The sequence below is a fragment of the Halocatena halophila genome, from assembly GCA_027563145.1.
Taxonomy (GTDB): Archaea; Halobacteriota; Halobacteria; order Halobacteriales; family Haloarculaceae; genus Halocatena; species Halocatena halophila.
Window position 1 is genome coordinate 1,219,500 of sequence record CP071306.1, and the last position, 12,532, is coordinate 1,232,031.

Consider the following 12,532-nt stretch of genomic DNA (forward strand, 5'->3'; position numbering starts at 1 on the left):
CCTCCACCTGTTCTGGGCGATCGTTCCACCCAGGTGATCAGAGTGTATCCAACGTAACCCTCAAGACTGTAACACCACTATTGCTGTGTAACATGAGTATCTGCTGTCTACGGGGGCGGTATCGTGGGGGTTGAGATTCGAGAGGATCCCGTCACCGACGACGAATTCGAGGAAATGAAACAATTCGTTCATGATTACCTCGCCGCAAGCGTCGAGAGCGAGGACGATGGGGGACGAATGCGGTGGTATCCCTGGCACTCGGCGCAGTATCGCTTTAACCACATTCTGAACGTGGTCGCTGTTGCAACGCGGATTGCCGAGCGTGAAGGAGCCAACGTGGATGTGGTTCGAGTTGCGTCGCTGTTTCACGACATTGCAAAGCTAGAAGTGGACCAGGACGTGCACGCAGAGGCCGGTGCGCGGATCACTCGGGAGTATCTGGGCAGTCACTGCGACTATCCGTCGTCGTTCGTCGACGAGGTCTGTAGCGCGATCGAGGCTCACTCCTATCAGGGGCCGCTGTCCGATCTCGGGCTCGAGGCGCGCTGTTTGATCGAGAGCGATCTTCTCGATAAGGTGGGTGCCAACGGGATGACGCTCATTCTGCTGCGGATGGGCTATGAAGCGCGAGGACACACGGATGCGCCCGAAATGATCGATCGGATCGTTGAACGGGGACAGAACGTCCTCGATCGAATCGAAAGCGACACTGCCGAGTCGATCGCCCACCAGCGGCTCAAGCGGGTGCGCTGGTTCCGGGAGTGGCTCCTCGAAGAGGTTGCAGTGCTCGAAGACGAGTCCGATTCGGCAGTCGACGAACTGACGAATTAGCCGAACAGAATTCCGATGGCGTCGGTGAGAAAGTAGACGCCAAAACCAGCGAGCACGAGCGCGCTCACGGCTGCTGTTAGCGGTGCCATGGCGTCGATGCGATTTTTCGCGGCTATCAGCGTTGCCGGAAAGCCAACGACCCAGAGCGCAACCCCTGCAAACAACCCGACGAGCAACAGCGGGGTGCCGGTGTGAACGACGAACAACCCGGAGAGCGACGCCGACAGTGGTTCGAGCACATCAACGGTGCCGGGATTGAGCAGGGCAACACCGGCGGTGAGCCAGAAGAGAATCTGGTAGGGGTTGGTGATGGCGAGTGCAAACGCCCGGCGAAAGCCACGCCCAGTTTCAGATTCGGTGTCGTCCGTGAACCCATCGCGGAACTCATTGGCAGTGTCGTAGGCGAAATACAACATCAACAGCCCACCGACGCCGACCATCACCCCTCGAAGGAGCGCAATCCGTTCGACGATTGCCACCACGCCGAGCAGCGCCCCCACGAAAAAGCAGATGTCGGCCACCATCGCCCCCAGGCCAGCACGAACTCCGGAGAGCCAGCCGTGTGTGACGCTCTCATCGGCGATCACCGCGTTCATCGGGCCGGGCGGTGCCGCGAGTGCGATCCCGAACACCACCCCCGCGACGAACGTCACTGGATCCGTCATTGGTTCGTATAGGGGCGAAAATGCGAAAAATGGATTGAAACGGAGTTATAGTCCGATTCGCTGATAGCGTTGATAGAAATACCCCAGCGAAACGATCCACAACACGGGTATCGGAAGAACGAACGCACCCACCACACTCAGCATCCCCGCACTCGTCCATCGCCACGGGCTGGGGTTCCACGGCGCGTCGGTTCGCCTGAGGGCGCGCACGTCGAGACACAGCGAGACGATAAAAACGAGACCCAGCACCAACAGAACGAGTGGGGCGAAGACGGCTCCAGATATCACGGCTGCCGCAACTGGGCCGTCGGTTGCAATAGGTCCAGACGCAAACAGAGCGGACTGGAGATCGAACAGTCCGACGACGAGCAGTCGTGGGAGTTCTACGAACGGAACCAACACGCCGATCCACCACCATCCGTGGGAGTTGTCCACAGCCATTGTTGAGTTCCTCGATCAGTGATCGCCACCGCTCAGTCTTTCGATCAGATTCCCTGTCCCATCAGATGGCTCCGAAGGAGATCCGCATCCGGTGCTCCGGAGGCCGGATTGACGAGCACGAGGGTGTCATCGGCACTAAACTCTTCGCGCAGCTCCCAGGCCATTGCGGCCGCCGCGCCGCCAGCGACACTGATGTCGATCCCCTCGTGGCTGGCGATCGTCACCGCGGATTCGAGGATGTCGTCGTCGTTGACGGCCACCGCACCACCGTTGTGCTCTCGGAGTGTCTCCAGGACGAGTTCGCTTCCCGCCGGCGCAGGCCGTTCGAGCGCGCCGGCCACCGTATCGGGAACGTCCCATGGCTCAACCGCCGTTGCTCCGCTCTCGAACGCCTCGACGAGCGGCGCACAGTCCTTCGACTGGCCGGCATAAAATGACGGAACGGTATCGACGAGACCGAGCTCTGCGAACTCTCGCGCTCCTTTTGCCATCCCATACAGCGGCGCGCTCCCAACAAATGGATAGCAGACAACGTCGGGGACCGTCCAGTTGAGCTGCTGGAAGCATTCGAACGCAACCTGTTTGGCACCCTCGTGTCGAAACGGCGTCTCGAACGCACCCAGTGGGTACAACTCGGCCGACTCGGTTTCGAACGTCGCCTTCGCATCGTCGAATCGGCCGCCAACGACGTTCATATCACCCCCGTGAACGTTGATCATCGCCTTGTGCTGAAACGGCGTCCTGGAGGGAACGTAGGCGTGCGTGGTGAGCCCCGCACGCGCACCGAAGGCAGCCGCCGACTGGCCACCCGCTCCGGTGCTCGCCAGACCAACGTCCGTCGCCCCGTGCTGGCGGGCAGCAGAAATGGCCAGGGCGATCCCGCGATCCGTGATCGAACCGGTGGGATTCGCCCCTTCGTCTTTGATGTAGACCGATTCAACGCCGAGTTCGTCGGCCAACCGCGGGCAATCAACCAGCGGTGTCGGCCCCCCAGCGAGCTGGACGCGCTCGCTCGCAGGGATGGGCATCAGCACATCGAACGCGTCGCTCGCGGACGCCTGGTCTCGTGAGAGCCCGATGGAATCGAGCGCATACGCCGGATCGAGGATACCACCGTCTGGATGGCGTTCGACCGTCGGCGCGAACTCCTCACCCGAGAAAGGATCGCGAAAGCCCGTAAACGCGGCTGTCGTCTGCATATTCGGGCTACTGGGCCCCCGGACTAAGCCCTGTTGAACTGCTCGTTATCCGATGTAGCGGAGATCGTCCTCAGTCGGTGCCTGCGACTGTTCCATCTCCCTGATTTTCGAGACGACTTCTTCCATCTCCTCGGCGCGTTCTTCGAGTGCGTCGTAGCCCACCTCGAACGCACAGAGCGATTCGAGGACCTCAAGAACGGCGCGGGCACTCTTGGGATCGACGAGATAGCCGCTGGTCTCACCCATCAGACAGGCCGCGTTAAAGCCACGGCGCTCGCCGAGCCCGAGCAACAGCCCACTGACGCCGACGATGCCGCCGGCGGGTTCGTTGTCACGGAACTCCACTGCATCGTCGAGCTCCTCAATTAGTGCGTCTGAGCTCGCCGCACCGATGACGCTGTACTCTTCAATGAGCTCGCCCGTCGGCACGCCACCCAGCGTGTACGCCCGCTCAACGCCGAACGATTCGGCCACATCGAGGATGGCGCTGGTGAGCTGATAGTGGCCACGGGGATCCTGCGCCTGGTGGTCGCCGGTCAGCACGATCAGATCGTTCGGAACGGACTGCTCGGCCGGCGTCGTCGAGCCGTTGGTTGCAACGTCATCATCACTCGATTCGTCGTCTTCGGACGACGTGGCAGCCGTCGTCAGATCGACGTAATGAAACTCCAGACAGGCGAGCTGTGTCGTGCCGTCCTCGATCGTCACCTGTGGTGGAAAATGCTCGGAGTAGAGGCGTCGCAACAGCGTGGTTTCGAACTCTTCAAGAAGATGCTCGGCCGCTAGCTTCCCGACGTGGCCCACGCCCGGGAGCCCCTCGATCAGAATTGGATCGCGAAGCGACGGGTCTGCAACCGTCTCAATATCGAACTCGTCCATGCAGCCTACTGCCGTTCTCGTCGCTTAAGTGCACGTCGGTACTTTCCGTAGCGGTCGGTCGGATCGTACGGTGCTGGAGCGCTGTTGTGGGCCGGCTCGCCACACTCCGGGCAGTTCTCTGACAGCGTGTACACTGGCCGATCGTGTGCCGTCTGCCAGTTCGAACAGACCCGAATATCCGATCGCATGCGATCAGTTGCTGTCGGCCTCAGTCTGGCGTTCGCGGTGGAACTCTGCGGTGCCACCACGCGATTCGATCGCCTCGCGCGCTCGATCGACCGTCTCGGTCAGTTCGTCCTCGGCGAGCTTATACGACGGTGCCTTCACCTTGATGCGATATTCGGGAGCACCGACGTAGGTGACGTCGAGATCGATCTCGTCTGCCACCTCGCCATTGCCGGCCGCCGATTCAAGCGCCGCCTGGATGTCGTCCACACCGTTCGGATTGGGCGATTCGAGATGGATATACCCCGTAACGGTAACGAATGGCACCGAAACGTTCGCTCGGGCAGTGTCGACGATCGCGTCGATTTCGTCGTCCGTGAGCTCCGTGTTCTCAAGCGACTCTGTTCCGTGAATCGCTGCCGCCTCAAACCCGTCGTACAGCGTTCCGAACGACCCGAGCAGCTCGTTGGCAACCGTCCCGTACTGCTCATCGGCAACGTCCTCGCCGAACGCCAGCGTCATCCACTTATCTGCCTTTTGTTCATTTTTCCACTCCTGGATCTTCTCTGACTGCTGGTGGTCATTGACGTCTTTCAGCGAGAGATCGATCTGCTGGGCGTCTTTGTCCACATCGAGCACCTTACAGACCGCGGTCTCGCCCGGACTGACGTGATCGCGGATGTTTTTGATCCACCCACTGGTGACTTCGCTGATGTGAACGAGTCCGCGTCGGTCGGTGTATTCCAGTAGATCGACAAACACCCCGAAATCTTCAATCTCATCGATGCGGCCCACGACGAGATCGCCGGGTTCAGGCCAGCCTGTGTATTTCATGTGTATCGGTTGTGGGCTAGCCCGAATAAACCCACCGTATGCGAGAAGTGCGTCCGACGTTCGTATCGTGAACGGCGAATAACGACCCTTCAGGCCTCAACAGTTCGTTCGAGCGTTTCGGTCACTTCGCCCTCGAAGACGGCCTTCCCACCAGTTGGGCGGGCCAGCACGTGGCCACAGACGGCACACGCGACTTCGCTTGCGGCTTTGCCGAAGATGATCTGTTCGTTCTCACAGTCCGGGCACGTCACACGGTAGAATTTTCCTGCCATCGTTTACTCCTGGAATTCGAGTCGGCCAGCACGCCATCCTTCACGGAGGTGGGCCTTCCCACACTCGCTGCAGCGGTACGTGAGATTCGTTTTCTTTGTCGGTTTGTTGCCGGCCGGCACCTTCGAGAACTTCCCCGAGTTGCCGATTCCCGACTTCTGGCGCTTGCGCTGGCGGCCCTGGACTTCGGTCATGCCCGAGGAGCGCCCGGAACGGACCTTCTCAACCTCGTGTTCGGTGTGGAGATTACAGTGTGGACAGTGAGTCCTGAATCGGCGTGGCATCTGCATGGTTACTGGTGGTCCATTATCGACGCCGCATTAAAACCCGTTTGGTTCGACCCAGCGGACTGTCGGATGTGAACGTCGATCACAGTTTTCCCTTTGTTGTGAACGATCGTGTAGAATCAAGAGACGGCAAAGTGATATACCAACAATTATCAAAAGGACGTTCGAAATTCTCAGCAGCTGGTATGACAGCCATCGAAACCGCTGCCCTGACCAAACGCTACGGTAACACCCTCGCCGTGAACGAGCTCTCCTTTTCGATTCCGTCGGGCGTTGTCTACGGTTTTCTCGGCCCGAACGGCGCGGGAAAGACAACCACCATGCGGATGCTGACGGGGCTGCTAGAGCCCACGAGCGGGACCGGTCGCGTCGGTGGCGTCCCGATCACAGATCGCGACGGGTTGCGCGAGCAGCTCGGCTATCTCCCCGAAGAACCCCCACTGTACGACGAAGCGACCGGCCGCGAGCAGCTGACCTACATCGCCGGGTTGCGTGATCTCCCAGAGCGCGAGAGTCAGGAACGGATCGAGGAGCTGCTCGGCGTGCTCGATCTCACGGCGGATGCTGACACTCGGATTGCGGAGTACTCGAAGGGGATGCGCCAGAAGGTGGCGTACATTCAGGCGGTGTTGCACGAGCCCCCCGTCGTGTTTCTGGACGAACCCACCTCGGGGTTGGATCCGCGCGCGGCTCGCACCCTGCGCGAGGAGATTCTCGGACTGGCAGCAAGGGGCACCACCGTCTTTCTCTCCACGCACATTCTCCCGGTAGTCGAGGAGGTCGCCGACACCGTCGGCATTCTCTACGAGGGCGAGCTGGTGGCCGAAGACAGCCCCGAATCGTTGACTGGTGTGGAAACCGACGGTGACGAATCGCTCGAAGACGTGTTCTTAGAACTGACCGACGCGGACGAGGTGGCAATGGATGGCTGAGTCGGGGTGGCTACGCCACAGTGCACAGATCGGCTGGTTCGAGTTCCGACGCTCGGTGCGAAGTCTGCGTGGGAACAAAGGACGACTGCTGATGCAGATAGCATATCCAGTGGTGTTGCCGCTCATTTTCGCCATCCTGGCAATCGTGTTCGCGGGGCAGCTCCGGAGTATCGAACCGTTTGCCCTTCCGGATGGCGCGGCCGGATACGTGTCGATTACCTGGCTATTTATGGTGTTTATGATCGCCAATCGGACTGTAAGCCAGCGAGATGGCATCGAGAGCGAGCCGCTCATGCTGACGACGGTGTCATCGCGCACCGTCGCCGTCGGTATGGTGATCGCAGAGCTGCTCCGGGCACTCGCCAACATGACAGGGCTCATTCTGGTGGCAACCGGCGTTAGCGCCCTCGTGTTCGGCTCCGTGGCTGGGCTCGTTGTCATTCCGATCGCAATCTTTCTTCTCATTGGATCGCTGGTCGTGACCGGCCAGGCGTTTGGGTACGCAACGCTGCTCAGTCTCCACAGGTCTCCGTTTTTGCGCCAACACAAACTGGTAATTGGGATTCCACTGGGACTGATCGCTGGCAGTGCCTATCCACTGCTAGTAATGTCAGGAAGCGCCGACTGGATGCCGGTTGGCTTCAGCGACATCGCCATTTTTCCAGTCGGCTGGCTCGTCGATCTGATGGTCGTTGGCACGCCGCTCGTCGGTTCAACGAGTCGAATGGTTGGTGGGCTCGCTTTCAGTGGGCTCATCATTGCGATTGGGCTGCCAGCAATCACGCGGCTCACGGCTGAATACTGGTTCGACGAGCCGGTAAGTGACGATTCGGACGACGCTGCCGTGCAGCCAACGACGCCAGCACCCGACGCGCGCTCATCGATCGGCCCACTTTCGGTTCCAACAGTCTTCTCACAGCCAACACGCCGGGTCGCAGAATGGGGTTTGCTCCGCACTGTCAGAGAGCCAAAACGACTGGTTCATCTGCTTCTTCCATTGATTTTCGGGTTTCAGATTGTGCAGTTTGGATTTCAGTCCGGCTCACTCGGGCAGATTCTCGCGCCAGCGTGTGCCGTGACGGTCGCCATTCTGGTCGGTGAAATCGTCGCCATGAATCCGCTCGGCGACGAGGGATCGATGCTTTCCGTGACGATACTTGCGGTCTCGGGGACGAAGTTCGTTCGCGGACTGCTCGTTCCAGGACTCCTGTACGGCGTCCCAGTTGGTATGCTTTTGACCGGGCTCACAGCCGTTATCTCGCCGTACTCGATCACGACGATTCTCGCACTCGTCGTGACTGCGGGCGTTCTCACCGTCTTCTCCGTGGCAATAGCGCCCGCGATCGGGATGGCGCTTCCTCGCTACAGCGCGATTTCCGTCGGGCGCAGCCAGGAGGTTCGTCCGCCAAGAATGAGCGCAATCGTTCTCCACGCGTCAGCGATCGGTCTCCCTGGAAGTCTGCTCGTCGCGTTCGTGATCGATCCCGAAATTGCACGAACGGGACTCGCGATCGGATTCGGGATGCTCCCCGCACTCATCACGGGACTGCTGGGCTGGGACGGCGGCGCGAGCTGGTTCGAGGGCGTCGCGAACACAATCGAGGCGCTCGATCTCGCCACAGCCGGCGCAGTCGGCCCCGTAGCGTTGGTCCTTGGTGGATTGATCGCTGCACTGCTCAGTTATCATTTCGCTATCGAACTGTTCGAATCGTACGAATTCAACTGACGTGGGGCGCAGAGGCTATAGGGGCCGAGGCGGTAGTCCGCTCCAGATGACGCGGGTGCTCCACACCGGCGATACACACGTCGGCTACCAGCAGTATCACCACCCCGAACGCCGTGCTGATTTTCTCCGGGCGTTCGAGCAGGTGATCACCGACGCGATCGACGACGGCGTGGATGCGGTTGTCCACGCCGGCGACCTGTTCGACGACAGACAGCCACGGCTCGACGACGTGCTGGCCGTGCTTGAGCAGCTCAGACGGCTGGATCAGAAATCAGTGCCGTTTCTTGCCGTCGTCGGGAACCACGACCACAAACGCGGCGTCCAGTGGCTGGATCTGTTCGAATCGCTCGGCGTCGCCACCAGACTCGACGAGACGCCACACCGGATCGGCGATACGGCGTTTTACGGGCTGGATTTTGTCCCCCGATCACAGCGCGAGACGCTCGACTACGAATTCGAGCCACACGACGCAGCACGCGCCGTACTGGTTTCACACGGGCTGTTCGAGCCGTTCGACTTTGGCGACTGGGACACCGAGCGACTCCTCGCTGAATCGACGGTGGCGTTCGACGCGATGCTCGTCGGAGACAACCACACACCGGGACAGAAACGAATCGAGGACACACTGATAACCTACTGTGGCTCAACCGAACGCGCAAGCGCCAGCGAGGTGACAGATCGTGGCTACAATCTCGTGACACTAACCGAAGAGACGGATGTCTCGCTCTCACGGCGCAGTCTCGACACCCGCCACTTCGAGTTTATCGACATTGAACTCGCCGAACACGAGGGAAAAGAACGGGTGTTCGATCGACTACGGGAGTACGACCTCACCGAGAGCGTCGTCATCGTCACGATCGACGGTGCTGGCGAACCGCTTGCGCCCGCAGCCATCGAATCGTTTGCCAGCGACCGAGGGGCGCTCATCGCGCGTGTCAACGACCGACGCGAGCGTGAGACCGACGCAGAAGCCCCACAAGCGACAGAGTTCGTCGATATTGACCACGCCGTGCGCGAACGGATTACCGAACTCGAGCTAAGCGACGCCGCCCAGGAAATCGACGCGACGATCCGCGAACGTGAAATCGCCGACGCCAATGTTGCCGATGAGATCGAACGCTGGCTCGAACGACGAGTCGGCAAAGAAGACGACCCCGACGAGGAGACTGCGGATGGGAAAGCACAGTCAACGATGGGTGAATTCCAGTGACGATCGCGTTCTCTCGGATTGCCTTAGAAAATTTCAAATGCTACGAGTCGATCGACGTTCGTCTCGACGACGGCGTGACCGTGATCCATGGGCTCAACGGAAGTGGAAAATCCTCTCTGTTAGAGGCGTGTTTTTTCGCCCTGTACGGCTCGCGTGCGCTCGATGGCACGCTCGATGAGATCGTCACGATCGGTACAGAAACGACGACCGTCGAGCTCTGGTTTACCCACGAAAACAGTTCATATCACATTGAGCGGAAGATCACGATGAGCGACGATGCTGCACGAACCGCTCGCTGTGTCCTCACTCCACAAGCGCCGAGCGAGGCTGTGATTGAGCGCCCAATTGAGGGCGCAACCGACGTGCGATCCGAGATCAGTGGGCTGTTGCGAATGGACGCCGAGGCGTTCGTCAACTGTGCCTACGTTCGACAGGGCGAGGTGAACAAACTGATCAACGCGAGTCCGAGCCAGCGCCAGGACATGATCGATGAGCTGCTTCAGCTCGGCCGACTGGAAGACTACCGCGAGCGAGCAAGCGATGCTCGCGTCGGGGTTGGTCGGATTCGTGATGAAAAACGAGGGGCACTCTCGAGTCTCGACGAGCGCATCGAAGCGATCGAGGAGAAAAATCTCCACGAGGTGCGCAATACACTCATAAGCAAACGAAACAAACGAGATGAACAGATCGAGACGGTCGAATCGGCGATCGAGGAGGCAAAAACGAACCGCGAAAACGCACTCGAAACACTTCGCGCTGCAAAAGAGCGTCGTGAAGAGCTCGCGTCACTCTCAGAATCAATCGAGTCGCTGGAATCGACGATTGCAGAAACCGAACGCAAACGCAAAACGCTCGCAGAAACGCTTGAAACGGAGCGAAACACCCGCACGAACGGCCAGGAAACGCTCACAGAGCTGTTCGCTGAGAGTGAGATTGACGGTGATCGTGATGAGCTTTCGCTCGATCGGATCGATAACAGGCTCGAAACCATCGCCGAACGGGACGAAACGCTCCTTGAGGAGATTCAACAGCACCAGCTTGAGGCCCAAGAACGGACGAATTTGGCCGAACAGCTCGAGGACGACGCCGACGAGCGCGAAACACTGGCCAGTGAGGCCCGCGAAAACGCCAGCGAACGCAAAGCAGCGATCGAAGAGCGTCGCGAGCAGATCGAATCGCGAACGGAGAAGCTCGAATCACTCACCGAACGCCGCGAGGAACTCGTCGAGACGTTTTCGTCGGCTCCTTGCGAGTACGGTGACGCCACCGAATTCCATGCGAGCGTTCGGGAGTCACTGACAACGCTGCGCGAACGGATCGCGGAGGCAAAGAGCGACAAAAACAGTGCCAAAGAGGCGCTTGCCGAAGCAAAATCGCTCAGAGATGCCGGAAATTGCCCGGAGTGTGGCCAGCCAGTCTCCGGGTCGCCACACGTCGAGGCGATCGATGCTCGGGCCGAACGACTTGAGGAGTGTGTCGAGACGCTCGAAACGCTGCGAGAGAAACGCTCGTCCGTCGAACAGCAGCTCGAAACCGCCGAAACGCTCGTCGAACGAGAACAAACGATCGACGAACTCGACAGCGAGATCGAAACCACACGACAACTGCTCGAATCCGATCAGTCGACGCTCGAAGAAGGGCGTGAACGGATCAAGGAACTCGATCAGACTGCAGTAGAGCACGAGGCGACGGCCGAGGAAAAACGCGAAGGCGCAGCACAGGCCCGCGAGCAGGCAACGGAGATCCGGGCATCGATCGGCGAGGTAAACGCTGAACGAACCGAGCTTGCCGACCGACGCGAGCGACTCGAGCGACTGCGCACTGTGCTGGAGTCGATCGAATCAGCAACCGAAGAGATCGACCGGCTCGAAACGCGACGCGAGGAGCTCGCCGAACTCAACGACGAGCGCCGCGAACGACTGACAGAACAGCGACGCGAGCGCGCCGAATTACAGGCGCAGTTCGACCGTGATACGCTCGAAACGGCGGCCAAACAACGAGATGATGCTGCAGAGAAAATCGAGACCTTGCGACCACAGCTCGAAGAGCTACAGGACTCTCGCGATGGGATTCAAGAGCGTCTCGGGGGGATCCAGAACGAGCTCGAAACGCTCGAAACGCTGCAGAGTCGTCGCGACGACGTAGAAGCAACCGTCGATGAACTCTCGACGCTGTACGATGAAACCGAGCGCCTCCAGTCGATGTACGCCGAATTGCGGACCGAACTTCGCCAGCAGAACATCACCCGTCTTGAGCGGCTTATCAACGAAACGTTCGATGTGATCTACCAGAACGACTCCTATGCGCATATTGAGCTCGATGGCCGGTATGGTCTCTCGATCTACCAGAAAGACGGCGACGAGCTCGATCCACAGCAGCTCTCCGGCGGTGAGCGCGCACTGTTCAATCTCAGCCTCCGCTGTGGAATCTATCGGCTGCTGGCCGAAGGGATCGACGGCACTGCACCCATGCCACCGCTCATTCTCGATGAACCAACCGTCTTTCTCGACTCGGGGCACGTCACCCGCCTCGTTGATCTGATCGATTCGATGCGCGGTCTCGGCGTCGAACAGATCGTGGTTGTGAGCCACGACGACGAACTCGTGGGCGCTGCTGATGATCTCATCAACGTACAGAAAGATTCGACCACGAACCGCTCGTCCATTCGACGCCAGTCGATCGGTTCGATCACGACCTGAACTGCGCTCGAACGGCGTCGGTAACGGCGAAATCTGCGCCAGGCATTGTGGCCGACTCGAGACAGCCGGCGACACGGAGTTCTGCCAGCACCCCATTGCATTCGCGCTCGCACCACTCACCAACGGCGAGGAGTTCTTTAACGGTGACTGGCCCCCAACAGAACACGTAGAGAACCACCCCACGAGATCGCTGTGCAGAGAGTGTGAAATCCTCCACGAGTGATGTAGGTAGCTGTGTGCCGAGCGTGGCGAACGGATCGGAAAGATCGTGCAGCTGATCGACCGGGACGGTGGTACGTCCACCATTCGGTGGCATCTCGACGGTGGCCGTCTGGCCACTCCGTTCGATCACACCCACCACGCGGCCATCGGACAGCTGATATATCGAGGGCAT

The 12,532-nt window shown here is 59.8% G+C and carries 14 protein-coding genes; 5 read left to right on the forward strand and 9 right to left on the reverse strand.

Annotated features, from left to right (window positions below; translation table 11 throughout):
• The first annotated feature begins 123 nt into the window (after nt 1-123).
• Nucleotides 124-831, forward strand: a complete 708-nt coding sequence (locus tag JXQ78_RS06480; protein ID WP_330632662.1) for an HD domain-containing protein — start codon at nt 124-126, stop codon at nt 829-831.
• On the opposite strand, the gene JXQ78_RS06485 is transcribed toward JXQ78_RS06480, so the two are convergent.
• From JXQ78_RS06485 to JXQ78_RS06520, 8 genes are all read right to left on the reverse strand, one after another.
• A complete protein-coding gene (locus tag JXQ78_RS06485) occupies nt 828-1,496 on the reverse strand; it encodes a LysE family translocator (protein WP_330632663.1) in 669 nt (222 codons plus the stop codon). The two genes, JXQ78_RS06480 and JXQ78_RS06485, sit on opposite strands and share 4 nt — an antisense overlap.
• Nucleotides 1,497-1,541: 45 nt before the next feature.
• Nucleotides 1,542-1,937, reverse strand: coding sequence for a hypothetical protein (locus JXQ78_RS06490; protein ID WP_330632664.1), 396 nt, complete (start codon nt 1,935-1,937; stop codon nt 1,542-1,544).
• Between the two features lie 44 nt (nt 1,938-1,981).
• Nucleotides 1,982-3,136, reverse strand: coding sequence for a pyridoxal-phosphate dependent enzyme (locus JXQ78_RS06495; RefSeq protein ID WP_330632665.1), 1,155 nt, complete (start codon nt 3,134-3,136; stop codon nt 1,982-1,984).
• Nucleotides 3,137-3,181: 45 nt separating this feature from the next.
• The gene (locus tag JXQ78_RS06500; protein WP_330632666.1) at nt 3,182-4,015 is read right to left on the reverse strand and encodes a PAC2 family protein; all 834 of its coding nucleotides are present in this window, start codon (nt 4,013-4,015) and stop codon (nt 3,182-3,184) included.
• A gap of 5 nt (nt 4,016-4,020) precedes the next feature.
• The gene (locus tag JXQ78_RS06505) at nt 4,021-4,203 is read right to left on the reverse strand and encodes an RNA-protein complex protein Nop10 (protein ID WP_330632667.1); all 183 of its coding nucleotides are present in this window, start codon (nt 4,201-4,203) and stop codon (nt 4,021-4,023) included.
• Between the two features lie 4 nt (nt 4,204-4,207).
• Complete coding sequence (locus JXQ78_RS06510) at nt 4,208-5,014, reverse strand: translation initiation factor IF-2 subunit alpha (protein WP_330632668.1); 807 nt, start codon at nt 5,012-5,014, stop codon at nt 4,208-4,210.
• Between the two features lie 89 nt (nt 5,015-5,103).
• Nucleotides 5,104-5,286 (reverse strand): 30S ribosomal protein S27e, encoded by a 183-nt coding sequence (locus JXQ78_RS06515; RefSeq protein WP_330632669.1) that lies wholly within the window; start codon nt 5,284-5,286, stop codon nt 5,104-5,106.
• Between the two features lie 3 nt (nt 5,287-5,289).
• On the reverse strand, nt 5,290-5,574 hold the full coding sequence (locus JXQ78_RS06520) for a 50S ribosomal protein L44e (RefSeq protein ID WP_330632670.1): 285 nt from the start codon (nt 5,572-5,574) through the stop codon (nt 5,290-5,292).
• A gap of 182 nt (nt 5,575-5,756) precedes the next feature.
• Between JXQ78_RS06520 and JXQ78_RS06525 the strand changes: the two genes are divergently transcribed.
• From JXQ78_RS06525 to rad50, 4 genes are read left to right on the forward strand one after another with little or no spacing between them, the layout of a single operon-like run.
• Nucleotides 5,757-6,503: an ABC transporter ATP-binding protein gene (locus tag JXQ78_RS06525; RefSeq protein ID WP_330632671.1), complete on the forward strand. Its 747-nt coding sequence runs from the start codon at nt 5,757-5,759 to the stop codon at nt 6,501-6,503.
• Nucleotides 6,496-8,229 (forward strand): hypothetical protein, encoded by a 1,734-nt coding sequence (locus tag JXQ78_RS06530; protein ID WP_330632672.1) that lies wholly within the window; start codon nt 6,496-6,498, stop codon nt 8,227-8,229. The genes JXQ78_RS06525 and JXQ78_RS06530 overlap by 8 nt, the downstream gene beginning before the upstream one ends.
• A gap of 46 nt (nt 8,230-8,275) precedes the next feature.
• A complete protein-coding gene (gene mre11, locus JXQ78_RS06535) occupies nt 8,276-9,439 on the forward strand; it encodes a DNA double-strand break repair protein Mre11 (protein ID WP_330632673.1) in 1,164 nt (387 codons plus the stop codon).
• Nucleotides 9,436-12,138 (forward strand): DNA double-strand break repair ATPase Rad50, encoded by a 2,703-nt coding sequence (gene rad50, locus JXQ78_RS06540; RefSeq protein ID WP_330632674.1) that lies wholly within the window; start codon nt 9,436-9,438, stop codon nt 12,136-12,138. Before mre11 ends, rad50 begins: the two co-directional genes overlap by 4 nt.
• Here rad50 and JXQ78_RS06545 read toward each other — a convergent pair.
• A complete protein-coding gene (locus JXQ78_RS06545; RefSeq protein WP_330632675.1) occupies nt 12,128-12,532 on the reverse strand; it encodes a DUF7346 family protein in 405 nt (134 codons plus the stop codon). The genes rad50 and JXQ78_RS06545 overlap by 11 nt on opposite strands.